Source organism: Nitrobacter vulgaris (genome assembly GCF_002028545.1).
In the GTDB taxonomy this organism is placed as follows: domain Bacteria; phylum Pseudomonadota; class Alphaproteobacteria; order Rhizobiales; family Xanthobacteraceae; genus Nitrobacter; species Nitrobacter vulgaris.
On record NZ_MWPQ01000009.1, the window covers coordinates 1 to 24,813 of the forward strand.

Annotated in this window: 26 protein-coding genes and 1 tRNA gene; 10 read left to right on the top strand and 17 right to left on the bottom strand. The window is 61.0% G+C overall.

Annotation, left to right across the window (positions count from 1 at the left end):
- Positions 1-242: hypothetical protein (locus tag B2M20_RS19945; RefSeq protein ID WP_210189118.1), on the top strand; the 242-nt coding region annotated here is incomplete at its 5' end.
- On the opposite strand, the gene B2M20_RS03045 is transcribed toward B2M20_RS19945, so the two are convergent.
- From B2M20_RS03045 to B2M20_RS03085, 9 genes are all read right to left on the bottom strand, one after another.
- Positions 239-454: a hypothetical protein gene (locus tag B2M20_RS03045; protein ID WP_079445631.1), complete on the bottom strand. Its 216-nt coding sequence runs from the start codon at positions 452-454 to the stop codon at positions 239-241. The two genes, B2M20_RS19945 and B2M20_RS03045, sit on opposite strands and share 4 nt — an antisense overlap.
- A gap of 168 nt (positions 455-622) precedes the next feature.
- Positions 623-907, bottom strand: coding sequence for a MerR family transcriptional regulator (locus tag B2M20_RS03050; RefSeq protein ID WP_079445632.1), 285 nt, complete (start codon positions 905-907; stop codon positions 623-625).
- Positions 900-1,538: a hypothetical protein gene (locus B2M20_RS03055; RefSeq protein ID WP_079445633.1), complete on the bottom strand. Its 639-nt coding sequence runs from the start codon at positions 1,536-1,538 to the stop codon at positions 900-902. The genes B2M20_RS03050 and B2M20_RS03055 overlap by 8 nt, the downstream gene beginning before the upstream one ends.
- Entirely contained in the window at positions 1,531-4,311 is a 2,781-nt protein-coding gene (locus B2M20_RS03060; RefSeq protein ID WP_079445634.1) for a DUF927 domain-containing protein, read from the bottom strand. The genes B2M20_RS03055 and B2M20_RS03060 overlap by 8 nt, the downstream gene beginning before the upstream one ends.
- A complete protein-coding gene (locus B2M20_RS03065; protein ID WP_079445635.1) occupies positions 4,311-4,772 on the bottom strand; it encodes a hypothetical protein in 462 nt (153 codons plus the stop codon). The genes B2M20_RS03060 and B2M20_RS03065 overlap by 1 nt, the downstream gene beginning before the upstream one ends.
- The gene (locus B2M20_RS03070) at positions 4,769-5,047 is read right to left on the bottom strand and encodes a winged helix domain-containing protein (protein WP_079445636.1); all 279 of its coding nucleotides are present in this window, start codon (positions 5,045-5,047) and stop codon (positions 4,769-4,771) included. Before B2M20_RS03070 ends, B2M20_RS03065 begins: the two co-directional genes overlap by 4 nt.
- Positions 5,044-5,244: a hypothetical protein gene (locus B2M20_RS18900; RefSeq protein ID WP_139372824.1), complete on the bottom strand. Its 201-nt coding sequence runs from the start codon at positions 5,242-5,244 to the stop codon at positions 5,044-5,046. Before B2M20_RS18900 ends, B2M20_RS03070 begins: the two co-directional genes overlap by 4 nt.
- Positions 5,245-5,720: 476 nt before the next feature.
- Complete coding sequence (locus B2M20_RS03080) at positions 5,721-6,572, bottom strand: hypothetical protein (RefSeq protein ID WP_139372825.1); 852 nt, start codon at positions 6,570-6,572, stop codon at positions 5,721-5,723.
- 75 nt (positions 6,573-6,647) lie between these two features.
- Positions 6,648-7,979, bottom strand: coding sequence for a site-specific integrase (locus tag B2M20_RS03085; RefSeq protein WP_079445639.1), 1,332 nt, complete (start codon positions 7,977-7,979; stop codon positions 6,648-6,650).
- Positions 7,980-8,283: 304 nt separating this feature from the next.
- Between B2M20_RS03085 and B2M20_RS03090 the strand changes: the two genes are divergently transcribed.
- From B2M20_RS03090 to B2M20_RS03100, 3 genes are all read left to right on the top strand, one after another.
- Positions 8,284-8,514: a hypothetical protein gene (locus B2M20_RS03090; protein WP_079445640.1), complete on the top strand. Its 231-nt coding sequence runs from the start codon at positions 8,284-8,286 to the stop codon at positions 8,512-8,514.
- Positions 8,515-8,648: 134 nt separating this feature from the next.
- The gene (locus tag B2M20_RS03095) at positions 8,649-9,128 is read left to right on the top strand and encodes a tellurite resistance TerB family protein (RefSeq protein WP_079445641.1); all 480 of its coding nucleotides are present in this window, start codon (positions 8,649-8,651) and stop codon (positions 9,126-9,128) included.
- A 108-nt stretch (positions 9,129-9,236) separates the two neighbouring features.
- Positions 9,237-10,022: an SDR family NAD(P)-dependent oxidoreductase gene (locus B2M20_RS03100; RefSeq protein WP_079445680.1), complete on the top strand. Its 786-nt coding sequence runs from the start codon at positions 9,237-9,239 to the stop codon at positions 10,020-10,022.
- 124 nt (positions 10,023-10,146) lie between these two features.
- On the opposite strand, the gene B2M20_RS03105 is transcribed toward B2M20_RS03100, so the two are convergent.
- A tRNA-Ala gene (locus B2M20_RS03105) sits at positions 10,147-10,222 on the bottom strand.
- 480 nt (positions 10,223-10,702) lie between these two features.
- Between B2M20_RS03105 and B2M20_RS03110 the strand changes: the two genes are divergently transcribed.
- The 3 genes from B2M20_RS03110 to folD are packed head-to-tail and all read left to right on the top strand — an operon-like array spanning position 10,703 to position 12,228.
- Entirely contained in the window at positions 10,703-10,993 is a 291-nt protein-coding gene (locus B2M20_RS03110; protein WP_011313809.1) for a YggT family protein, read from the top strand.
- 11 nt (positions 10,994-11,004) lie between these two features.
- Complete coding sequence (locus tag B2M20_RS03115; protein WP_079445642.1) at positions 11,005-11,325, top strand: DUF167 domain-containing protein; 321 nt, start codon at positions 11,005-11,007, stop codon at positions 11,323-11,325.
- Positions 11,326-11,343: 18 nt separating this feature from the next.
- The gene (gene folD, locus B2M20_RS03120; RefSeq protein ID WP_079445643.1) at positions 11,344-12,228 is read left to right on the top strand and encodes a bifunctional methylenetetrahydrofolate dehydrogenase/methenyltetrahydrofolate cyclohydrolase FolD; all 885 of its coding nucleotides are present in this window, start codon (positions 11,344-11,346) and stop codon (positions 12,226-12,228) included.
- 108 nt (positions 12,229-12,336) lie between these two features.
- Here folD and ppa read toward each other — a convergent pair whose 3' ends face one another.
- The 5 genes from ppa to B2M20_RS03145 form a co-directional block, all read right to left on the bottom strand.
- Positions 12,337-12,867, bottom strand: coding sequence for an inorganic diphosphatase (ppa, locus tag B2M20_RS03125; protein WP_079445644.1), 531 nt, complete (start codon positions 12,865-12,867; stop codon positions 12,337-12,339).
- 184 nt (positions 12,868-13,051) lie between these two features.
- On the bottom strand, positions 13,052-13,561 hold the full coding sequence (locus B2M20_RS03130; RefSeq protein WP_079445681.1) for a GNAT family N-acetyltransferase: 510 nt from the start codon (positions 13,559-13,561) through the stop codon (positions 13,052-13,054).
- A gap of 323 nt (positions 13,562-13,884) precedes the next feature.
- Positions 13,885-15,144 (bottom strand): flavin monoamine oxidase family protein, encoded by a 1,260-nt coding sequence (locus tag B2M20_RS03135; RefSeq protein WP_079445645.1) that lies wholly within the window; start codon positions 15,142-15,144, stop codon positions 13,885-13,887.
- 11 nt (positions 15,145-15,155) lie between these two features.
- Positions 15,156-17,882: a DNA mismatch repair protein MutS gene (gene mutS / locus B2M20_RS03140; RefSeq protein WP_079445646.1), complete on the bottom strand. Its 2,727-nt coding sequence runs from the start codon at positions 17,880-17,882 to the stop codon at positions 15,156-15,158.
- A gap of 96 nt (positions 17,883-17,978) precedes the next feature.
- The gene (locus B2M20_RS03145; protein WP_274533933.1) at positions 17,979-18,773 is read right to left on the bottom strand and encodes a class I SAM-dependent methyltransferase; all 795 of its coding nucleotides are present in this window, start codon (positions 18,771-18,773) and stop codon (positions 17,979-17,981) included.
- Between the two features lie 146 nt (positions 18,774-18,919).
- Between B2M20_RS03145 and B2M20_RS03150 the strand changes: the two genes are divergently transcribed.
- The 3 genes from B2M20_RS03150 (at position 18,920) to ispG (ending at position 22,244) form a co-directional block, all read left to right on the top strand.
- Positions 18,920-19,780 (top strand): alpha/beta fold hydrolase, encoded by an 861-nt coding sequence (locus B2M20_RS03150; RefSeq protein WP_079445647.1) that lies wholly within the window; start codon positions 18,920-18,922, stop codon positions 19,778-19,780.
- Positions 19,781-20,115: 335 nt separating this feature from the next.
- Positions 20,116-20,607 carry a Fur family transcriptional regulator gene (locus B2M20_RS03155; RefSeq protein WP_079445648.1) on the top strand — a complete coding sequence of 164 codons (492 nt, stop codon included), beginning with the start codon at positions 20,116-20,118 and terminating at the stop codon, positions 20,605-20,607.
- A 344-nt stretch (positions 20,608-20,951) separates the two neighbouring features.
- The gene (gene ispG, locus B2M20_RS03160; RefSeq protein WP_079445649.1) at positions 20,952-22,244 is read left to right on the top strand and encodes a flavodoxin-dependent (E)-4-hydroxy-3-methylbut-2-enyl-diphosphate synthase; all 1,293 of its coding nucleotides are present in this window, start codon (positions 20,952-20,954) and stop codon (positions 22,242-22,244) included.
- Positions 22,245-22,320: 76 nt separating this feature from the next.
- Here ispG and B2M20_RS03165 read toward each other — a convergent pair whose 3' ends face one another.
- Complete coding sequence (locus B2M20_RS03165) at positions 22,321-23,928, bottom strand: Na+/H+ antiporter (protein ID WP_079445650.1); 1,608 nt, start codon at positions 23,926-23,928, stop codon at positions 22,321-22,323.
- Between the two features lie 193 nt (positions 23,929-24,121).
- Positions 24,122-24,808, bottom strand: a complete 687-nt coding sequence (locus B2M20_RS03170) for a DUF1345 domain-containing protein (protein WP_079445651.1) — start codon at positions 24,806-24,808, stop codon at positions 24,122-24,124.
- Positions 24,809-24,813: the final 5 nt, after the last annotated feature.

Consider the following 24,813-nt stretch of genomic DNA (forward strand, 5'->3'; position numbering starts at 1 on the left):
CTTTAGCAGCCAGCGAGGCACGCGCCCTGGGCGACATCATGTCGGAATCTATGGGCGGCATCATCTCGGAATGCCCGGGCGACTTCATCGGAATCCGCACCATACTGCGCGATGATTTCCTGCACGCGCATCTCTATGTCGTCCATCTTCATAATCCTCTCGGCTGTCATGCTCATATGGCGACCCCGCGCCCGCATAACCAGCCTGCACGCGCCGAAAGGCTCCTAGCAATACGAACTTAGTTCCGGTCGTTGAGGAAGTCTTTGTACTCTTCATGCAGCTCGACCATATTGCGCATGAGGATTTGCATCCGTTCTTCCCGCGTGCCGGGGCCGTTCTCAAGGAAATGCCTCAGCATTTTCTTGAACTCCTGTACTGAAGTCTCCGTGCTCTGAGGCGCGTCGGCGTACTGCTCAATAAGCTCCCGTGCCTTCAACTCGTCATCGTAGCTCATTTCATAACCCTCTCGGGGTAGTCAGGTTATATGGTGGCTGACTCGCTACGAGGCTAGACCACATTGAAAGCAGGCGTACCTTCACACGTTAAATTGCGCAGACAAAAGCCGCGCCGTTATGGAGCGGCTTCTTGCTTCGTCTTTCCCGGATCGGACGAGCCGCGAATTTTATTTGCGCTCTAACCCTTCTCTTTTGAAGTAAGCAACGACGCAATCGCTGGATCGATCGCCGCTTTTGTACCGGCGGAGCGCCTCATAGTCGCCATCCAGGAACATCGCCAGCGCAACCTTGCTGACAATCCACTGGCCACCGCCAACCCTGCGACCAATACCGTGTTCGATGCACCAGTTACGGACAGTGCCAGGTGATTTGCCAGCGCGTTCGGCGGCTACGTTGAGCGGAATGCCTTCACGTTTGTCGTAGGGGATGAGTGTCATGCAGCCTTCAGACATGGGCGACCTCCGACAGAAGGACGCCGCCCGGCGAGGGGCGGGAGAATCTCAAGACGGCTCCGCTCGCTCGTCTGATCAATGCACCTTCCGCGGTGAGCGCAATGACCTCACCGCCTTGGACTAGAAGCAGCAGGCCCATGACATCGACCCGGCGAGCAGGCTGAGTTGGGTGGACGCCAAACAGATCGAGCGCGGTCCAGCCCATCGCATGCGCCGTCGATGACCATCGGCCGAGGAATCGATCGGCGTCGTGCAGCAGCACTTCCCACCGATCTGGCATCATCCAATCAGGGGACGCGCGCTCTTTCAGCCCTGCGAGAATTGCAAGCCATTCAGGAGGAAAGTCGTTGTCAGCATTCGCAGCTTCCCCTTCTTCAAAATAACGGGTTACGGGGGTTACAGGGGTTACACCATTGACAACTAGCTGATCTGACTCACTTTTGTTGTTACCCCTCAGGTGCGATGGCTGTAACCCCTCGATCTCAAGGGGTAACATAGGCGCGCGACAAGGGGTTACGGCTACAAGATTGTTTCGACTCGTGTTTTCTAACTTGTAACCCCTGTAACCCATGTAACCCCTGTTTTTCAGCAGGGTTGAGATGTCATCTGCGAGGTCATCGAAGCTATGCATCGCAGTCGGCCTCCAGGAAGCGCGCTGGCAGGTGATAGAGCCGCAAGCAGCCATGTCCCGGAACACGAACGACCTTCGCCCGATGGCGCGGATTGTCGGTCACCAGCATTCCCTTCTGATCGAGGATCGCCGCCACCCGGCGTGCATCGAGAGCGCGACAGACTTCTTCCTTCCATGCGGTGGTGGTGATGAAGTAGTCCCAGCCGTCGCCGACCTTCTGGCGATAGCCGGCCACGTCGCGCGGCTGAATGCGCTTGTCCTGGTCATCTTCCCAAGCTGGAATGAAGCGGGCCATGCCGTTGGCGAGAAGGAACGAGCGAACCTGATCGATGCCCTCGCGAGCTTCTGCCGGTTCGATCCCGCCGCGAACGGCAAGCCAGTCTTCGAAGCAGCGGCCAGCGGCCAAGGTCGCTTCGCCGCGCTGCCACGGGACGACGCCGCAGCGGACGGCAATCTCGCCACCGGCAGCGACCAACCCGAACCGCTGGGCTACCCGTTCGACCTGCCCATCAGCGCCGGCTGGCACGAACTGCTCGCAGAAGGCACGGACCAGATCCGTGACCTGTTTGCGAAGAACGTCGATGTTGGAGACCACCGCAGCCAGATACTCGCGAGCAGCGACGCCATAGTTCTGCATCGTGGCACCGCGTAGATGACGGGACAGCGCTTCAGCGGAGTCAAAGCCGTGCAGGTTCTCGAACAGCCCCATACCAGCGCCGGCATCGGCCGGAATGTCGACGATGCGCACCTGCTGACCGGCGGCGAGACGACGACCACGGCCATCCTCGGCAACCTTGTCGGCCAAGCTGATTTCACCAGACGAGAGGAACATGACGCGCCACTTGGCGGCACGTCGCGCCGACCCGTCACGGGAGGATCGGCTTTTGCCGGAGCCGTTGCCAAGCATGTAGGCGGCTTCACCTGCATCCTTGGCCGCAAGCTGCGAAAGCTCATCCAGACAGAGCAGCGTATCGGAATGACCCAGCGCCACGCCTTCGAGGCCGTTCGCGGTAGCGCGCCAGGAACGGACGAACCCGGTGACCTCGCCACCACCCCAGACGCTACCGGCCACCAGAAGCGCCGTGCTCTTGCCGGTGGATGAGGCGCCACGGAAATGCAGGCCCCCACCCTCCGCCGAACACGGCCCGATCAACGGGCCTGCAAATGCTGCCGAGAGCGCAACAACCAGTCGGCTGTTGCCGATCGCGTAGCGTGCAACTTGGTCCTGCCAGTCCTGCAACGTGCCCTTCTGGCGGAATGAATGCTCGTGAGCCGTCGCACTTTGCAGGAGCAGCATGTCGCGCTGATCGGCGCCGAAGCAGTCGTCCGGGAGAACGAACGAGTTACCGTGCCAACCAACGCGCTGGGTGGCACGCGCCCGGTTCGGAGAACGTACCTGGAGCAGGAAGGAATTGAACTGCGTGCGCGCCCCCGCACTTGGAGCAATGAACATGCCGCCATCGAGCAAGGCCCGACGAGCCTCCGACCCGTCACCGGCCAGCATGGCGCGCGGCAACGCATAGCGGTGTTCACGGCCATCGTGGTCCTTCCAATGGAGCAACAAGCCCCAGCTGCCGCCTTCACCGTCCCGGGTCTCTGCGAGAATGTCGAAGTGGCCGGCAATCTGTATCGGCGGCTTTTCATCACTATCCGGGTTGAGCCACATCAACCCGCGTTCGGTGAATTTGTAGCCATAGGGCAGAACGGTGGCGCCGGCATCCTCCTCCTTCGTATCCGATCCTGTCTCGTCAGCCGGCGGCGTCCATAGCAGTGTAGCATCGACACGGGCCCGCAAGTCATCCGCCGTGTGTCCGGCCTCGATCCAGTCGGAGACATCGCCTTTCTTCGGAACGTCGTCGAAGTGAACGAGGCGGACGCTGGCTACCACGGAAAATGCAAGAGCCGCCTTCTTGTCGGCATGGTTGCGACCCTCGTCGTCATTGTCAGCGAGGATCACAACATTGCGGCCGGTCAGATACTTCTCACAACCGGCAGGCAAACCGTCACCACAGCCTCCGAAGGTGAAGGCGGGTAAGCCGATCCGCGCGAGCGTCTCTGTATCCTTCTCGCCCTCTAACCAGTGGATGAATTGGTCCTGCTCACCCTCGAACGGATTGCGGCCGGTAAAGTATGGGACAGCGGCATAGCCCTCCGGCTTGCGGTACTGCCAGCCCGTCGCGCCGTCGGTGTCCATCACGCGATAGACGTTCATCGCGTTGCCGTCCTTGCGCATGATCTTAATCCGAACCGGCACGCCACCGACGCGATAGACATGACGCCGCTTCTCGTCGTCCCGGATGCGCGGACCCTCGTCGCCCGCCACCACGAAACGCGGCTTGCCGTCCTGATCCGACGGAGTCCGGGGCGGGAATGTCGGAGCCGCGTTTAGATCGATCGGAGGCGGTGTGGGGTTTGGCTGCTTCGCGGGGTGTGATGTTGACGCCGTACCACCCGTCACGCCGAGCCGGTGTGCAATCGCTCGTGCGGCATCCAGCTTTGATATCCCTTTGAGATAAGCCAGCAGATCGATGGCGTCGCCACCAGCTTCCCCGGTCGCAAAATCCGACCACACTCCGGTGGACAGATTGATCTTGAAGGAGCCGGGACGGGTATCGCAGCGCGTCGGGTTGCGATCGACCCATTCGGAGCCTTCGCGTTTTCCATCCGGTAGCCAGTCATGCACAAGGCTGGCCAAGGCGCTCTGGGCGGCATGGCTAACAGCCGCAAAATCGATCCGGCCGCTATGTTCAAAAGCCTGATTGACCGCGCCCATTATTGCACGCCTCCCTGCGGTTCGACGGTGCAGAGCAGCAGCGCAATGCCCGGATGATGAGATTCAACGAAGGTCTTCCAGGCCGGCTCGAACTTAAGCCGGGTTTCGACAATCAGGATGTCTTGACGAAACACGGCTGCATTGGTCGCGGCTGCGGCATAGGCGGCCGGCAATGGCGCGCATGACACGATGACTGCTCCACTCGCCCGCCTGATGAAGCGAACAAGCGATTTACGATGAAAAGCATTCGGTCCTTTGGCCTCGTGCATGTCATCACCGACGATGACGATGTTCGGACGCTTGCGCGGCGGATTGAACCTCTCTGCACCTTGAGGGACGACGCAAACACCTACGCCGTGATCCCGAGCCGCGCCCATAATGGGCCGAAGATGCTCCGGCCCATGTTCGATGGCGTGTGTGAATCGCTCACGCGGAACTGACACATTGAGGATGCTATTCATGCTGCATCCTCCGAAACGATGGTCACCGGAGTTTCGAGCCGATAGCGGCCGTGGCTGCCTGGGTATGGGCCACTATGGGATTCCCGGTCGGTCGAGATGATGAGACCGGCCCTGCGCAGCTTGAACACATAGTGCGACCAGCGCGGCGCGGGCTGCTCCAGCGTTGTGATGCCAGCAGGCCCGGCATTGACGAGGTGACGCAACGTCCAGGCCTCGCGCCCTTCGAACGTCTGGCGTCGCCCATCAGGCAGACGGATGGTGATTTTGTTGCTCATTGCCGCGCCTCCGTCTCAATGCCGAGACCGGCAAGGCGAGCGATGACGAGAGCGTGAGGGACGGTGATGCCGTAGCGCTGGGCCAGCTTTCGGACAACGGTTGGGGCGGGATTCAGGGTCAACGACGGATGCCAGTCGAATAGCGGCAACCCTGAAAGCGGATGACAAATGTGGGGGTGGAGAGTATGTTTGTGCACGTTAAAGACTCCTGCGAGCCCGGTGCGCACGATTTGATCCGCCAAGATGTGGATCGTGCTGCCGGGTTTTCGTTTGGGGAGGGTCAAGCTGCGTGACGCGCGTGCTCGGAGGTCGAGCGGACCAAAGGTCCGATCTTGCTGCGAGCCCAGGCGTCCAAGCCGTCTTGCGGATAAAGGGGAATGCGGCCGGCCATTCGAAAGGGCGGGCCGTCAGAACTGACGCAAGCCAGTTTTGCTAGTGTGTTCGGCGAACACGGAAAGCCGTAAGTCGCCGTTACATATTGAGCGGCTTCTTTCCGCCGCAGCAAGCGGTCCACGCTGCCGTTTTCTTCGGGATCAATTTCCATCTCGTCCTCGCAATGCGGAGCAATTCCGCGATGCGAGGAACATGGATGATGAAAAATTAGCGGCCTAAATGCGCAAACGCGCGGCTTATTTATTCTTGCGCGTTTGCAGTTTTGGCTGAAATCCGCAGACTATTTCTTGCGCGGGCGCCCAACCTTGGCTGGCTTGCCCTGTTTCTCGCGAGCCAGTTTCCATGCAGCCCGCACAGAATCGCGGTTAGCGCCGAGTTTGACTGCCAATGCATCGGCCTGTCCCTGGGGCGCTGTCGGGTTCTTATTGATCAGTTCGGCGACCGCTGCGATGACGTTTTGTCGTGACGTCCGTCTTTTTGCCGACGCGGGCACGAAAACCTCTGGCCAGACGCTCACGACATCACGTCGGAGTAAAGTTAAGTCGCGGTATTTTTCCTTGGTAGGAGTATGGCGATCTGACAGACAGTCGGTCGCTTGATCCTCACGATGAATAGTCGGTTCCAGCTTGCTCCACTCAAACGGAGCAACCTGAAGAACCTTTCCCGTAGTCGCTTCGACTGCTGTGGCCTTCATTTCATCGTGTGTTAGCGCTTCCCATAGCGATTGTCGGCCAGCGGTGAGCGACATTATCGGCGGGGATTCGGTAGCTTCGTAATACGACATACGATCAAGAGACATGAAGCCCCAAGGCTTCAGAACCCAGCCACTGTAATTGTAGTACGTCCAAGTGAGATGCTCCCCTCGGAAAGCATTCCAACACCGCTGAACCGCAGCTGGCGTCCGCCAGCATATCCACGCAATTGCCATTGCCAGCGACCAGTCCGTGACGGTCATTGGATCGTACATAGCCGGATCGGGGTATGATTCTTGTGGATCGCTCGGCTTTGGTTCAATGATCGGGAGCGTCAAGCCTTTCCGGAGCGCAACACGCTCTATCGTTGCGAGGCTCCATCCACGCTCGATGTACTTGTTCAAAACTCGCCGTTTCAACTCGGCCTTGTCGTCAATCATTCGCCCCTCCGCTCGGAGCATCCGCATAGTGACGACGCGGCAGGCCAGTGCGGTACTGGCTTTTCGGGAGCTACCCTAGCCGCGCCGGTTCTTTGTTCTCTTCGCTTCCGACAGATCGGCAATATTCGCGGGCGACGCTGGCGCTTCGCCCATCGCGGCCGCAATTTCATTCGCAATATAATTTGACGCTTTGCGCAAGGGATCGTTGTCGAGGTGGGCATAGCGCGCGGTGGTAGCTGCCTGAGTATGGCCGAGCAGTTTACCGATGATCGGCAATCCCAGGCCGGCGCCTGCGCCGATTGATGCATGCGTATGGCGTAGATCGTGGATGCGCACGTATTCAAGGCCAGCGCGGCGAGACACGGCTCGCCACGGCTTTTTCAAATCAGAGCGCGGACGCTCGTCCTCATGACCGGCCGACATGCCGGCAATGACGTACGTGCCGACGCGCGGCAGGCCGGAAAGGACCGAAAGGGCAGGGGCGTTCAGGATGATAGTTTTCTTGCCCGTCTTGCTCCTAGGCAGAAGCAGCAGGCCACGCTGGAAATCGATCTGGTCCCACTTGAGATGGAGTATTTCGCGGAGCCGAGCGCCAGTGAGTATCAGGAGCCTGATTGCCGCCGCCGCATGCGGGCCCAGCACGGTGCGGCGGCTTTCTTCTTTCCGCGCATGCTTCGCCGTCGGCTTGGTGTCGTCCACCGCATACGGCAACCCGACGGTTTCTGCTTCCCGGAGAGCTTCACCGAGCCGCGCTAGTTCTTCCCCACTGAGATAGCGTTCTCTGCCCTCCTCATGGAATTTCTCAATTCCCCGACAAGGATTAAATCCGGCCGGCACCAAATGGGCTTTGCCCGCATAGGTGAACAAGCTGCTCATGATCCGCAGTGCGCGGTTGGCCTGGTATGGATGGTCGCCAAGCTTGGAGTGGAGGCGATGAATTTCGGCGCTGGTGACCTTCTCGGCTTTGCGCTTTCCCAGTTCAGGCAGCACTAGCCGTTCCAATAGGTCCCGATATGAGGCTTCCGTGTTTTCGGCCCGCTTGGCCGCTACATGCTTAGTCAGGAATTGCTCGGCGACCTCGGCGAGGGTTGATGCTCGCTTTTCCGCCGCCCGCTGAGCTGCCGGATCGGCTCCATTGGCGACCGCCCCGAGCATTTTCCGAGCCTGAGCACGAGCCTCGTCAGGGGTGAGGGTCCCGACCTTGGCCAAGGTCAGCCGGCGGGTGGGGGCGGTACGGCCTGCTCCAGCCCGATATTTCACGACATAAGACATCGCTCCGGTGTTTTTCTGCACCCGGACGCCGAACCCAGACAGGCTGCCCTTGCCGCCATCCCAGACGAAGTATTCCTGCTCGCGGGCTTTCAACCCATCGACCAATTGCTTCGTGATTTTTGAGTGTGTTTCCAAACCTGCACTCCGCTCTAGGAACCACGGACGGCCAAGGAACCACCGCGTAACCACCGATTGGAAAACTCAGGAAATCTCTGGAAATGATGATAAGCTATAAAACAATGATTTTAAAGAGACTTATCTATCTGAAGAAAAACCTTGCAATCCCCGGAAATGTCAGGCCATCTCATTCGTAATGATGGGGTCAGGTGTTCGAGTCACCTAAGCGGCACCACTTCTTTCATCGTTCGATCCCGCAGATATTGGTGCCGACGGTCGCCGTCGATACAGGCAGATGTCACCTTGACTTGATGGAGCGCCAATGATCCGTTTCGCCGTCATTTTATCGCTTCTTCCCCTGCTCGCTGGCACCGCCGCGGCGTCGGCGCAGACCGCGGCGGAGAAACGCAATTCCGGGTGCGCGCGCGACGTTGCCAAATATTGCCGAGCCAAAATGAATGATGGCGACATGGTCGTTCTCACATGCTTGAAGGAACACCGTGCGAAGGTGAGCAAAAAGTGCGCCGAGACCTTGGCGGAGCACGGCCAGTAACCCAACTGCGGGCTGAGTCTTGTCAACGTGTGTAATCCAGCTACGAGAAACTCTGGCGGATGGCGCATGTTTTGCTTTCCGCGCGCTTATGAACGCACTCGTACGGCATTCCAAACATTGCGGTAGGCGGACCAATGCTTGATAGATTGCGCCATTTCATCATCGACGTCATATCGCCCGAAGCACCGGACCATCGATCATTCGATGAAACCGGTTGCAAGCTTGCGGCGACCGCGCTGTTCATCCATGTCATCTCGCTCGACGGCGAGCCGTCCGACGTGGAAATCCGCAAACTGCACGAGCTGATCGAAACCCGTTTCGGATTAGATCCCGGCACCGCCAACAAGTTGATCACGTCTGCGACGCTGGCGGAAGGCGAGGCGGTCGATCTTTATCAATTCACCAGTGTGCTGATGCGCTCGCTGACTGATGAAGATCGCTTGCGTATCGTCGAAATGATGTGGGAGTTGGTGTATGCGGACGGCCGCGTCAGCGAATTCGAGGAGAATGTCGTGTGGCGCGCCGCTGATCTTCTGGCCATTTCATCGCGCGATCGTATCGAACTCAAGCATCGCGTCGGCAGCAAAAGTTCAGCGCCAGATCCTGCGACCTGATCGGCAAATGTGCGAAGCAGAACTGAGGGTAGCGCGATAGGCTGGCAGGCCCCGTCGTCGCGCCGAACGTTGATCGTGTCATCTTCTAACCATTCAAGAGTGCAGATCGTGACCCATCCGGTGACATTGATAACAGGCGCTTCCTCCGGGATCGGCGCCGAACTGGCACGGGTGTTCTCCGCGCACGGGCACCGGGTGGCCCTGGTCGCCCGGCGTGCCGACCGCCTCCACGCACTTGCGGCTGAAATCGTCGCATCGGGCCGCATCTCTCCGATCGTGATCCCCTGCGATCTCGGGGAGGCCGATGCGGCAGACCGGATCGCTGCGGCGCTCACCGCCGAGAGCGTCGAGGTCATGTATCTCGTGAACAATGCCGGTTATGGATTGTTCGGCCGCGCCGCCGAACTGGATCGCGCCGCTCAGCTTGCGATGATCGACCTCAATATCCGGGCGCTGACGGATCTGACGTTGCGTTTCGCCGCAAGCGTGATCCGGCTGCGCGGCGGTATTCTCAACGTCGGTTCGATTGTAGGATTTCTGCCGGGTCCCGGCATGGCAGTCTATTATGCGTCGAAGGCCTATGTCCTGTCGTTCAGCGAAGCGCTGCGCGGCGAACTAGGTCCCCGCGGCGTCCGTGTCACTGTGATCTGTCCCGGCCCCGTACCATCGGAATTTCAGGCGCGGGCAGGCGTGACGCCCGGTTTCGACTCTGCGATCCTGAATGTTTCCGCCAAGGATGTTGCTCAGGACGGCTACCGCGGCCTCATGGCCAATAAAAGGGCCGTGCTGCCCGGCCTCGGGACCAAGGTGATCCCGTTTCTGCTTCGGTTATTCCCGCGCGACTTCGTCCTGTGGGGGGTGGCCGGCTTCCAAATGCGGAGGCGGCGATCATGACGTCCACCGCCAGCGTCGCCTAAGACCTTCACGCTCTCGAAAAATTCGCGCGGGACGACGACTTTAGCGCCGATCTGTTCGCGGCAACGCTTCTCTTGAAGAACGGTTTTCTTGAAGGAATCGATGGTGGAGCCAGGCGGGATCGAACCGCCGACCTCGTCATTGCGAACGACGCGCTCTCCCAGCTGAGCTATGGCCCCGTCTGCGATCAGCGGCGAATAAACGGGCGCTGCGACCGAAACGCTGTCATTTACAATCCTCGCCAACGGCAAGTCAAGAACGGCCGAAAACAGCGCGAATCGGCTCTTTGAGCGTCATTTGCCCTGCGTTCCCTTGTTTAGCGGGAACCGAAACGATATTTAGCAGGCTCGCGTTCCGAATTCGAAGCGCGTTGCCTTGGTTGTGTAACAAGGCGAATCTTCGAATTCTAGGGGACACGGAAGACCAATACTCCTAGTGTGGCTGCAATTCGGAGGTTCTCTTGACGGACTTTTGGCAAGGTGAAGGAACATCCGCATTGCAGCCACATCAGATACCGGTGGTCAGATCCTGACATTCGCATCCGGTTTCACCGAGCGTTCCTGCGAATGCCAGAATCCAACACCACTGGCAAATAAGTCGCGAACGTCAAATTCACTCCACTGGTCGTATTCACGATCAAACCCGCGAGCCAATCCGCCATGCGAGCCATACTGGATATCGTCCTTATCATCCTCGACCTCTATGTTTGGCTGCTGATTGCCTCGGCGATCCTGTCATGGCTGATTGCATTCAATGTCGTGAATACCCGCAATCAGTTCGTCGGCGCGGTGGCTGAGTTTCTGGAGCGGATCACCGAACCCCTGCTGGCGCCGATCCGTCGGTTGTTGCCGAATCTCGGCGGGCTCGACATTTCTCCGATCATTCTGATTCTGATCATCCTGTTCATGCAGCGAGTCATCACCTATTACATCTATCCTGCGGTGTTCTGACCGGCGGCCTGATGGAGCCGTGGCGGTATTCTTCGCAGGGCCTCAGCATCGCCCTGCGGGTGACGCCGCGCGGCGGCCGCGACGGGATCGACGGCATTGAAATGTTGGCCGACGGCCGGCCGGTGGTGAAGGTTCGCGTCCGCGCCGTTGCCGAAGGCGGCGAGGCCAACCGCGCTGTCATGGCGGTGTTGGCGAAGGCGCTGGGTGTGCGGAAAATCGACGTCCGGATACTTGCGGGAGCGACGTCGCGGCTGAAGCAGGTCGCTGTCGACGGCGACCCCGGTCAACTCGGCAACGCCCTGCGTGAATTGACGGCGGCTCAATCGAAATAGCCCGAACTGAGGATCAGCATGGCGGCCAGTATCATCGATGGAAAAGTCATCGCCGCCGATTTGCGTGCGCAGGTGGCCGGTGAGGTGACGCGGATGAAGCGTGACCACGGGCTGACGCCGGGTCTCGCCGTGGTGCTGGTCGGCAACGATCCGGCGAGCGAAGTCTATGTCCGCAGCAAGCACAAACAGACCCAGGCCGCCGGCATGGCGTCGTTCGAGCACATGCTGCCTGCGGACGTCGTGCAGGCCGATGTGTTGGCGCTGATCGCTGAATTGAACGCGGATGCCGCCGTTCACGGCATTCTGGTGCAATTGCCGCTCCCCAAGGGCCTTGATACCGAGGCGATCATCGCCGCCATCGATCCGGCGAAGGACGTCGATGGGTTGCATCCCTACAATGCCGGGCGCCTCGCAGGCGGTCTGTCAGCCCTGTCGCCATGCACGCCGCTTGGCTGCATCATCCTGACCAAAAGCGTGCATTCCTCGCTCGAAGGTCTGGACGCCATCGTGATCGGCCGTTCCAATCTCGTAGGACGACCGCTGGTGCAGTTGTTACTCAATGAAAACGCCACGGTGACCATCGCGCATTCGCGCTCCCGCAACCTGCCCGAACTCTGTCGCCGCGCCGATCTGGTTTATGCGGCGGTCGGCAAGGCTGAAATGGTGCGCGGCGACTGGCTTAAACCGGGCGCGACCGTGATTGATGTCGGCATCACGCGTGTGCCGACAACCGACGGCAAAACGCGGCTGATAGGCGACGTTGCATTCGACGAGGCGATGCAGGTCGCGGGCGCGGTGACGCCGGTTCCCGGCGGCGTCGGGCAGATGACCGTGGCCTGCCTGCTGGTCAATACGCTGCGCGCGGCCTGCGCGATCAGTGGGCTGCCTGCGCCGACGGTATGAGCGCCAAAAGACCGTCGTTGCCCGACTAGTTCGTTTCTGGGTTAACGGATGCGCGTGCGACGCGAGCGGCGCCGTTTTTCGAAGACTGTGCCGGCTGATGACGCTTGATTACGCCCCTCCGGCCCGCGCGATGCCCTCCAGGATCAGTCTGCGGGCGTCGTCCGCGCTGCCCCAGCGCAGCACCTTGACCCATTTGCCGGGTTCGAGATCCTTGTAGTGCTCGAAGAAGTGCTGGATCTGCTGCAACGTAATATCCGGCAGGTCGCTGTAGTTTTTTATCCTGTCATAACGCTGGGTCAGTTTCGACGTCGGGACGGCGATGATTTTCTCGTCGCCCCCGGCCTCGTCCTCCATCAAGAGCACGCCGACGGGCCGCACGCACATTACGGCGCCCGGCACGATGGCGCGTGTGTTGGCGACGAGGACGTCGCAGGGGTCGCCGTCTTGCGAAAGCGTGTGCGGGATGAAGCCGTAGTTACCGGGATAGCGCATCGCGGTATAGAGAAACCGGTCGACCACCAGCGTGCCGGCATTCTTGTCCATCTCGTACTTGATCGGCTCACCGCCGACGGGCACCTCAATGATGACATTTACCTCATGCGGCGCATTGGGTCCGATCGAGATCGCGTCGATACGCATTGGGGCTCCATGATTGAAGAGCGTCGGTCAACATATGGTCGTCATACGCTGGCTTGACGCGCGTATCTATCTATCTTCGAGAAAAGTCTTCCGAAAAACGATGGATGGCCCGGCACAGGGGATGCCGAACGGCAATGTCCGGCGCTGACCGAGAGCTGAAGAATGGCGATCAGAGATCTGGCTTCTAACTCGTCCAGGCGAACGCCATCTTGTCGAGCGACTTCGGCCCGAACCTCTCGGAGGAGCGGGCGACCATGCGGCCACCGAGCGCGCGATAGAATTCCATCGCCGGCTCGTTGTCGGACAACGCCCAGGTCACCATGCTTTTCAGCCCGCTCTGTATCAAATCGCGCCGCGCCGCGGTGAACAGCCGCCGGCCGAAGCCTAAGCCCTGGAATTCGGGGCGCAGGTAAAGCTCGTAAATTTCGCCTTCGTACTGCAGGCTGCGGGCGCGGTTGCGGCCGTAGTTGGCATAGCCTGCAACCTGCTCGCCGAAAACCAGAACGCTGATACGACTGCCCTTGCGGATCGCGCTGTCCCACCAGTGCGGGCCGCGCCGGTTGATCAGCTTTTCCAGCTCCGCGCCGGGGATGATGCCCTGATAGGCCGAACGCCAGGACTCGTCATGGGTTGCTGCGACCGCGGATGCATCCGCGACCTTGGCCGGCCGGAGTTCGATCAGGATCGTGCTCATGTCCCGATCAAAGCAAGTCGGCGCGCCGTCTTCAAGGTCCATCGTTAATTAAGGGTTAAAATGTGCATTTCGCACATCACGAGTGCGACGTTTTGTATCGAAAAGGGACAGTCATGACGCGGGCGCCGCGATCCTTCGACAGAAATCGGTTGGAGGTATCGTGACGTCTGCAAGGGCAGACCTGTTCAGCTCGACCGGTCCAACAAACGCACGACGGTATCGGAGGAAATAACCGGCACGAGAAAGTTGTTGGTCCGCTCCAACGCACCCGCAAGCTGTCCCGATTTCTTCGTGCCGTTCGTATTGCCGATGACGATAGGGGATCAGCGCTTTGGCAATTCTGCCGCCTTCATCACCTCCCGCGCCGCCCGCTCGCCGCTGTCGCGTGCGCCGTGCGCCGTGGAGAAAAAGTTCGGTGAAGTGGCTTCGCCGGCAAAAAACAGCCGGCCGTCAACGGGCGCGGCCAGCGCGGCGCGGTCGCCGGCATGCCCGGGCAGGGCATGGGAATAGGCACCTTGCGCGAAAGGATCGCTGGCCCAATGCGATTCCGCAAGCGGTTTCAGCTTGCTGCGAAAACCGGAACCGAGCAGCGCCGCGATCTCGTCGATCGCCTGCGCGGCGAATGCGCCATCGCCAGCGTCTTCCAGTTCGCGCGCGAAGCTGCCGCCGAAAAATCCCTCGATGCAGGGCTGGCCGAACGGGCGCAAGTGATACGTTCCCATCTTGGTCCGCATGGTGGCGCCGCTCAGGTTGCCGTCCTTTGGCACCATGCCTTCCGGATCGTCGAGGGTCAGTATGACCTTGTCGTCGACGCCAAGCGGCAGGCCGGCCGCAGCGTCCACTTTTGCGGGCAGCTCGGGATGGAAGCGGATCGATTCGTTCGCGAGCAGGTTGGTCGGTACGGTGATGATTACCTGCGTCGCGGACAGCTCGCCTTTCGATGTTTCGATACGGATACGCCGGCCGGAATGATCAATGCGCCAAACCTGCGTGTTCAGCACCAGCGGGCACGGCTTGGCGTAGGCGGCGATCAGCGCGCCGTAGCCGCGGCGCACCCGCCAGTTTACCCGTGTATCTTCGTAGGTGCTCGTGTCGCGAACCGAGACGCTGTCGAGTTCGCAGCCGTTCACATAGGTCGAGATGGCGTCGATCATCGAATTCCAGCGGTTGCCTTGTTCGAGATAGCGACTGGCGGAGTCATCGGCATCGTTCTTCGCTGCTTGCTGGAGGCGTTCATCGAACGCATCCAGCGCCGCGAGGAAGTCCTCGTGCTCGGCCATCGGAAATCCGGCATCAAGGCCGCGCTTGCGCCATGGGGGTGGTGTCTTGTCGATTTCGAAGCCGAGCTTGCCTGCGACCGGAACGAAGGAGTTCCTGTCGGCCGAATGCAGCCAGCCGCAGCCGAGATCGAAGACAACGCCGGGGGCGGGGACAATGGTGTGGGCGCGTCCACCGACCCTATCGCGGGCTTCGAGCATGACGACGGAGAGGCCGGAGTCTTTCAATGCATCGGCCGCGCCCAGCCCGGCGGCGCCGGCTCCGATAATGGCGACATCGATATTGGAGGGGAGATTTCGCGACATCGCAACACTGATTACTGTTTCGGCAGTTTCGCCTTGAGCGCATAGAGCGCTTCCAGCGCCTCGCGCGGGGACATCTCGTCTGGATGCAGGGATTTCAACGCTTCGATCAATTGAACGGTTTCGCTCGGCGGTGCGGATTCGTCGGCGGCGCGCGCCGGAACCGCAAACAACGGCAGATCGTCCACCAGCGTTCGCACGGTCGATCCGCGATCCTGCGCCTCCAGTTTCGCCAGCACCGATTTGGCGCGCGCGATGACCGACGGCGGTAGCCCGGCGAGCTTGGCCACCTGGATGCCGTAAGACCGGTCGGCGGCGCCGGGCAGTACCTCATGCAGAAACACCACCTCGCCGTGCCATTCCTTGACCCGCACGGTGGCGTTGAACAGCCGCGGCAGCTTTGCCGAGAGCGCGGTGAGTTCGTGATAGTGCGTCGCAAACAGCCCGCGGCACTTGTTGGCCTCATGCAGGTGTTCGATCGTCGCCCATGCGATCGACAGGCCGTCGAATGTCGCGGTGCCGCGACCGATTTCGTCCAGGATAACCAGCGCGCGTTCCGACGCCTGATTGAGGATGATGGCGGTTTCCACCATTTCGACCATGAAAGTCGAACGCCCGCGCGCCAGATCGTCGGCGGCGCCCACGCGCGAGAACAGCCGGTCGATGATGCCGATGCGCGCGCGGCGCGCCGGCACGAAACTGCCGGTCTGCGCCATCAACGCGATCAGCGCGTTCTGGCGCAAGAAGGTGGATTTCCCGGCCATGTTCGGGCCGGTGAGCAGCCAGATCTGCCCCGAAGTCTGGCTTGGGATTGGCGACAGATCACAGGCGTTGGCGATGAACGGATGGCCGGCGCGCTTCAGCGCCTGCTCGACCACCGGATGCCGCCCGCCTTCGACGGCGAAGCTGAGTGAGTTATCAACATCCGGCCGGGTGTAGTTCTCGTCGATCGCGAGCTTTGCGAGCGATGCCGCGACGTCCAACTGCGCAAAGGCGTGCGCAGCGTTGCGTAGCTCCTCGCCATTCTGGATTGCCATCTCGGCAAGCCGGTCGAAAATCTCGAGTTCAAGACCAAGCGCACGGTCGCCGGCATTGGCGATCCTGGCTTCGATTTCACCGAGCTCCGATGTTGTGAAACGCACCTGACCGGCCAGCGTCTGGCGATGGATGAAGGTGGCGTTGAGCGGCGCGCTCATCAATCGGTCGCCGTGCTGCGCGGTCACCTCGACGAAATAGCCGAGTACGTTGTTATGACGGATCTTGAGCGTCTTGACGCCGGTCTCCTCGGCGTAGCGCGCCTGCATCGCAGCGACGACGAGACGTGAATCGTCGCGCAGCTTGCGCGCTTCGTCGAGCGCGCGCTCGTAGCCTTCGCGGACAAACCCACCCTCGCGCTTCATCAGCGGCAGGCTTTCGGACAGCGCATCACCGAGTTCGCGCGCGAGATCGCAGGACGGCCGCCGCAGCGACTGCATCGCCGCGGCGATGTCCGCCGGTGGATCGGAAAACTCCTCAAGCCGCGCGAGCGCCTGGCCCGCCGCCAGCATACCGTCGCGCAGGCCGGCGAGGTCGCGCGGCCCGCCGCGCCCAACCGAGAGTCGCGCCAGCGCCCGCGACATGTCAGGAGCAGTCCGCAGGATGGTGCGGATGTCGTCTCGTGCCGGGCTGTCGGATGTAAATGCGGCGACGGCATCGAGCCGCCGTGTAATCGCGGTCGTGTCGGTTAGCGGGGCCGCCAGCCGTTGTGCCAGGAGGCGCGATCCCGCCGCCGTCATTGTGAGATCAATGGCGTCGAGCAGCGAACCGCGCCGTTCGCCGGCGAGCGTGCGCGTCAGTTCGAGGTTGGCGCGGGTGGCGGGATCGACGGCCATGGTGCTGCCGGACGCCTCGCGTGATGGCGGCGAGAGCGGTGGCCGTTGGCTAATCTGAGTGCGATCGATGTAGGTGACGGCGGCGGCGGCCGCGGTCGCTTCCAGCCGTGACATGGCGCTGAGGCCATCCATGGTGGCGACCGCGAAATAATCGCACAGTCGACGTTCGGCGGTCGCGCTGTCGAACACGTCGCGGGTCAACGGCGTCACCGACGGCAATTCGCGCAGCAGGGCGCGCAAGTCCGGATCGCCATGAAGTGCGTCGGATACGATCACCTCGTTGGGATTGATGCGCGCGAGCGTCGCCCCGAGTTCACCCGCCCCGCATTCGGTGACCATGAACTCGGCGGTCGAGATGTCGATCCAGGCCAGTGCGAAGCGATCGCCCCCGGAGGACGCTTGCGCCCTCGCCAATGCCAGCAGGTAATTGTTGGCCTTGGCGTCGAGCAGCGTGTCTTCGGTCAGCGTTCCCGGCGTGACGAGCCGGACCACGTCGCGGCGAACCACGCTCTTGTTGCCGCGCTTGCGCGCTGCAGACGGATCCTCCGTCTGCTCGCACACTGCGACGCGGTGGCCGGCTGCGATCAGCCGGTGCAGGTAATCGTCGGAGCGTTCGACCGGAACGCCGCACATCGGAATATCCGCGCCCTGATGCTTGCCGCGTTTGGTCAGGGTGATGCCGAGCGCGCGCGAGGCGATTTCGGCATCCTCGAAGAACAGCTCGTAGAAATCGCCCATTCGGTAGAACAGCAAGAGGCCGGGATTGGCCGCTTTTATTTCAAGGTACTGTTCCATCATCGGCGTAACCCGCGTCGCCTCAACAGGGGCGGCCGGGTTCGGTGATGGCGGCATGGTGCGCTGGATCGTCATGGCGGCGAAGCTACAAAGTTTCGCCGCCGGCTCCTACGGCATTGCGGCGGTCGTGCGCCTTTTCCACGCATCGCTTCGCGTTTAATAGCTCTTGGATCAGGGCACGATTGCCCATGCCCCCACAAGCCGCGGGTAGAAAACGCAATATTCGTCGGAAGCGGCCTCCTGCAAAAGCCGCTGGCGTAGCGTATCGATTTCCACGGTTTTCTCGGTCGCTATTCCCAGCTTCACGATCGCCGGCAGCAGGCTGCGCACAGAGTCGACCAGGAAGTCTATCCCCGCCTCGTCGTCAGCGGTCGTTATCCGGGTGAGCCCAGCCATCTGCGGTGTCAAACCTGCGGCACGGAACGTACTGAACAGCGCTACCCCCATATCGAGCTGGCGCCCGCTCCGGCGATAAACCTCACCCACCCAGCCGATACACTGTTGGAAAAATGTCAACGGCGGGTGGACCGCTGCCGTACTCAGATCAAATTCAATAAACGACAAGATCGCGCCCGTCCGCAACCGGTTCCGCAGTCCGCTCAGCGCCTCCGCTGGGTTCGCAAGATGGATAAGGATGAATCGGCCTATGACCGCATCGAACTGAGAACAGTCTTCAAGGCTTTCGAGCGTCCCCGGCGAAAAGCTTGCCCAAGGCTTGCCGTCGGCATCGAGTCGCATCCGCGCAATCGCGAGTGCCTCAGTGGCCGGATCGATTCCCTTTACGGTTCCCTCTTGGGAAACAAGGTCTGCAGCAATCAGGGAAACATCGCCAACGCCGCAACCAATATCAAGAACGTGCATCGCCTTTTTCAAGCCGGCGCGCACGAGAAGATCACGCGTGAGATCGGAGAATAACGCTCCCTGGCGGCGAAGCCTCTCAAGTTCTCGGTCGGAATGGCCCAACACATAATCCGTGCGGATCTTGCCATCCTGATCTTCGACCGCTGCAGTGCTGGCTTCGGAAGGAGGTGCCGAACAACTCACAAATGTCTCCTAAATCTTTAACACCTCTTGCGTCTTATCGTGCCTAAGCTGGGAACAGAGGTAGGGCGATGTTGTCGCGCACGATCAGTACATCGCAAGGGCAAATGGCGTTCCTGGAAAATTCAGGGAGCGGCACGCCTGTTGTTTTTATACATGGAAATTCGACCTGTCGTGACGTATTTCGGCATCAATTCGAAACAACGTGGGCGACGACACAGCACATCATCGCGATCGATCTTCTCGGGCACGGGCAATCGGATGACGCGCTGGAGCCGCAACAAGCTTACACCATTCCCGGTCATGCTGCCACGTTGATCGAGGCTTTACGATCATTGAATATCACGCGCGCGGCGCTTGTTGGCTGGTCGCTGGGTGGGCACATCAGCCTCGAAATGGTCGGGCAGGGATTCGAAGCTTCCGGTGTTATGCTGGTCGGAGCGCCGCCCATCAGGCGCGGTATTCTGGGAATGGTCCGCGGCTTTCGAATCCAGCGCGATCTGCTGCTCGCAACAAAAAGCGTTCTGAATGCGCACGAGATCAGCCGATTCGCGCGTGTCTGCGTCGGGGAGAAGCACGCGGCGCGGTTCCACGACACAATCGCTCGCACGGACGGTCGCGCACGTCAGATCCTGGGCCGTGGGTTGATAGCTGGGCTAGGCGTCGATCAACGCTGGATCGTCGAAAAGCTGTCAACACCGATTGCCGTCGTCAACGGTTCTGAGGAGCCGTTTGCACGCCTCGACTACGTGGCAAGCATCTCCTACAGGTCACTTTGGGACCATTCCTGCCATATCATCGACGGTGTCGGCCACGCGCCCTTTCTCGAAGCGCCCGAGCGGTTCAATCCGCTGCTATTCCGCTTTCTGAGCGACATCAATTTTAGCCGCATCGACAATACAACACAGCAACAAAGCTGTAGCGTTGCTTGAGCGCGGCACGTCAAGCATTCCGAGCGTCTGAACCCGGCAAGTTCCTCAGGCCATTCTTCGTGCATTCGAGAGGTCGGTGAACAGGCCTTTATTAAAAGGCTGGCGCAGGACGATGTGCTTTCAGATGCGTCGCATCGATCGCGCCAGCGCAGACCGTTTTTGATGACGAAGACGATGCCGCTGATCGCCCCGTCGATCGTCACTCCTCGCAGTTCCGCACGGCAGCGGCTCGGCCTGGTCCATTATGCTGCATTGCAATATGAACCAAAATTTGTCGGGTGATGGTGCTGAAGGGGGAGCAGAACCGGCTTAAACGGGTTAGATGAGTGAATCGAATGACCGCGACGAGACCGACATTCCCCGTTCCGGGGCACGACCATGACCGCTGCGCCGCGGAGGCGATCAGCCACGCGGAGCAAATCTGCGCGCGGCGTGCCCAGAAATTCACGCCTATCCGTCGCCAGGTGCTGCAGGCGCTGCTGTCGAGCCATCGGCCGCTCGGCGCCTATGAGGTGATAGAGGAACTGGCAAAGTCGATGCCGCGTCCCGCGCCGATCACGGTCTACCGCGCGCTGGATTTTTTGATAGGAAACGGCCTGGTTCACCGTATCGAAAGCCGTAATGCGTTCCTGGCCTGCGGGCATGACCACGATGAGAGCGCGATGGTGGCGTTTTTGATCTGCGAGCAGTGCGGCTCGGTCGGCGAAATTCCCGCAAGCCGCGTGGCGCAGAGTCTGAGCGATGCAGCCCGCACCACGGGGTTCACGCCGAAGCTGTCCGTGGTTGAAATTACCGGCACCTGCGCCCATTGCCAGAACGCGCCGTAGTTCTTGCGATTGGGCTCTTGCCGGGGCTACGAGGCACGAGGGTTCTTGACGGTGGATACTTCATGACCTTGACAGGAGACACTCGTCGTCAACTCGCGGCAATGAATGAAGTGACCATCCGTACATTTTTCGTAAATTTTTCAGTGGTTTAAATGCTTGCCAGCGAATTGTCGGCTTTTGGGTTCATAAGTTCTTTGTTTTGGTGTGGGACTGGCTATCTCATGCCGGGGATGCGGCTTTCGGGCATCGCATTGTTGTTGGCATGTCGGCCCTGGCTCGAAACAGTCTCTACACTCTCCATTGATCCGTTGCTGGATGTTACGAAAACCTGATATTTGAGCCCCATGAACAAGTTCGAAAGTCCGTCGGATATCGACGTCGCAGGCCCAAGCCCGCGGCACACAACCACGCAAGTGATGGTCGGCAATGTCGCCGTCGGCGGTGGCGCGCCGATCGTGGTGCAATCGATGACCAACACCGACACCGCCGATGTCGAGGGCACGATCGCTCAGGTCGCAGCCTTGTCGCGCGCCGGCTCGGAAATGGTCCGCATCACGGTGGATCGCGACGAGGCCGCCGCCGCCGTGCCGTATATCCGCGACGGCTTGCGCAAGCGCGGCATCACCACGCCGCTGATCGGAGATTTCCACTATATCGGCCACAAGCTGCTGGCCGAACATCCGGCCTGCGCGGAAGCGCTCGACAAGTATCGCATCAATCCGGGCAACGTCGGCTTCAAGAACAAGCGCGACAGCCAGTTCACCGACATCGTCGAAATGGCGATCAAGTACGGCAAGGCGGTGCGGATCGGCGCCAACTGGGGCTCGCTCGATCAGGAGCTGCTTACCAAGCTGATGGAAGAGAACGCCAATTCGGCGGCGCCGCGCGATGCCCGGGCGGTGACGCGCGAGGCGATGGTGCAGTCGGCGCTGTTGTCGGCGAAGCGCGCCGAGGAGATCGGCCTACCGAAGAACAAAATGGTTCTGTCGGCGAAGGTCTCGGCGGTGCAGGATCTGATCGCCGTCTACCAGACGCTGGCGTCGCGTTCGGACTACGCGATCCATCTCGGCCTCACCGAAGCCGGCATGGGCTCGAAAGGCATCGTCGCCTCAAGCGCCGCGCTTGGCATTCTGCTCCAGCAAGGCATCGGCGATACCATCCGCATCTCGCTGACGCCCGAGCCCGGCGGCGACCGCACGCTGGAAGTTCAGGTCGCGCAGGAACTGTTGCAGACCATGGGCTTCCGGACCTTCGTGCCGCTGGTCGCGGCATGTCCCGGCTGCGGGCGCACCACCTCGACCACGTTCCAGGAACTGGCGCGATCGATCCAGGACTTCATCCGCGACGAGATGCCGAACTGGAAGGCGCAGTATCCCGGCGTGGAGCAGCTCAACGTCGCGGTCATGGGCTGCATCGTCAATGGCCCCGGCGAATCGAAGCACGCCGATATCGGCATCTCGTTGCCCGGCACCGGCGAGGCGCCGGCGGCGCCCGTCTTCGTCGACGGCAAGAAGTTCAAGACCTTGCGCGGGCCGGCGATCGCGCAGGACTTCAAGGCGCTGGTGATCGATTACATCGAGCAGCGATATGGTAACGGCGCCAAGGCGCGGGCCGAAGCGGTGAGCGCGGCGGAGTGAGGCCGTCTCCTGAATCGCGTGAGATCAATATGCCGGCTTCTCAGCCGTCATATTGACGGAGCGCTCGTCGTATTCCTCACAGCGGCGTATTCTTTTCCCGGTTGTTGACAACCGCTTCTTCGAGGTCGAGATCGCGTTCGATCCGGCGGCGGGTTTCGTCGGTGATCTTGCCTTCACGTAGCAGCCTGTGCAGATGCGCGCGCTCGATACCGATGATTTCCCGCACCATGGATGCTCCCTTCGTCGCCGGCGAATGTTCGTCGCCCTCGCGCGGCGGATCGGGTAACGCCCGTATCCGGGTTTCGTGCCGTGCCTCGAGAAACCTGGCGAGGCCTTCGGGCAGCTTGCGTTCGGCGATGATGGTGTCGAGGGCGCCCCGCGTGGCCTCGATAATGCTGCGCCGCGCCGTGATCTCGGCTTCGCGTTCATTCAGTGCTTCACGGTGGCCGTGCTGCGAAATGCCGAGCAGGTTGACGACAGGCGGTAGCGTCAGACCGATGCCGAACAGCGTCGCGAAGATGACGCCGAAGCTCGTCAGCTGAATGAGGTCGCGGTAGGGAAACGGCTCGCCGTCCGGAAGCGTCAGCGGCAAAGCGAGAGCGACCGCGAGCGACACCGCGCCGCGAATGCCGGTGAAGCCGATGACGGCGACATAGCGCCACGGCGGCGTCGGATCGCGCCGCCTGACCCGCGCGCTTAGGATGCGGGTCAGGTAGGTGGCCGGAAACACCCAGATGAATCGCGCAGCGATCACGATGGCCGAGGTCAATGCGATCGCGACTAGCACCTGGCTGACCGGAACCGCCTTGGCCTTCTCCATCAGCACCCGGACTTCGAAACCCATCAGCAGGAACAGCACGCCCTCGATCAGCCAGATGGCAAGATCCCAGAAGAAGATGCCCTGAAGCCGCGTTGCCGCCGAGATCAGCAGCGGTCCGTTCCAGCTCACGTAAAGTCCCGCGGCGACGGTGGCGATGACGCCGGAGCCGCCGAGATGTTCGGGAACCCAATAGGCGAGATAAGGCGTCAGCAACGACAGCAGGATTTCCACCCGCGCGTCATGGGCCCACTGGCGTAGCCGCAGGCTGAGCCAGCCGACAATGATGCCGAACGCGATTTCGCCGAGCAGGATGAAGATGAACGATCCGGCGGCGGATGGCAGCGAAAACGCGCCGGTCGAGACGGCCAGCACCGCGAAACGATAAAGAATCAGCGCGGTGGCGTCGTTGGCGAGGCCTTCGCCTTCGAGGATAACGAGAATCCTGTGCGGCAGGTGCAGCCGTTTGGCGATGGCGAGCGGCGCCACGACGTCGGGCGGCGAGACGATGGCGCCGAGCACGAAGCCGACGCCCCAGGGCAGCCCGAGCAGCCAGTGCGTTACGGCGGCGACCGTACAGGTTGTGAAAATGACGCAGCCGATGGCGAGCAGGGCGATCGGCCGCAGGTTGGATTTGAACTCGCGCCAGCTCATGGAAACGCCGGCCGAATAGATCAGCGGCGGCAACACCATCAGTAGCACGCTCTCCGGCTGCATTTCGATGGGCGGAAAGCCCGGCACGAAGGCCAGCATGATGCCGACCATTAGAAATACGATGGCCGGCGCCGTCACCAGCCGCCGTGCCAGCGCGGCCGATGCGGCCATCACGGTAAGAACGAGCAGGGATGTCAGGAAGGTTTCGGTCATGCCAGCGGAGGGCTCCTGGGCCGAGAGCGTAATGGACAGAGCTTGACCGCAACCGCAAGGATATTCTGATCGTCCAGCCGCCGGGCGGGATCGCCGGAAACCGCCCGGAAGGAACGATTAGACGCGCCCCCATGATCTTGCTTGGTGGCGCGGCGATGTCCAGATCTGCAAGTGTTTACCCGCGTGATGCCGGTCAGATTGCGCTCGCCGCGATATTGACCATCAGCGCCAGCAGCGCGGTGTTGTAGAAGAACGAGATCACGCCATGCGCCGTCGCCGTGCGGCGGATGATCTTGTCGGTAATGCCGACATCGGACACCTGCGCGGTCATCCCGATGACGAATGAGAAATAGACGAAATCCCAGTAGTCTGCGTCCTCGCGCTGATCGCCGCTCGGAAATTGCAGACCTCCGGGTTTATTCCCGCGATAGTATTCGTGCGCGTAATGCAGAGCGAAGGTGGTGTGCACGGCCGCCCAGGACAGCGCGATAGTCAGCATCGCGAGCGTCAGGTCGAGGGCGCTATGGTTATGCGCGCCAAGCTCGAACACGATCGCTGCAATGCTGGCGAACGCACCGATTGCGGTCATCAGCAAAATCACGAAGCGGCCGTCGTCCTGAATCCGGGCATTTCGGCGGATGTGGGTGGCACCGCTGCCGAATACCACGGTGAAGACCAGAAGGAGATAGAACGCGGCGAAGACGTCCCAGCCGATCAGGAGCCGGGGGACGAGCCGCACATTGTCGGGGATTAGGAAGCTGGCGATAACGCCGATCGCGACGGCGATGAAGGTTCGGCGCCGGGCGTAGATCACGCGCGCCGGCGCGGGCATTTTCCTGAAGCGAAGCAAGAACGGATCGTCATCGTCCTTGCCTGCCATGGCGG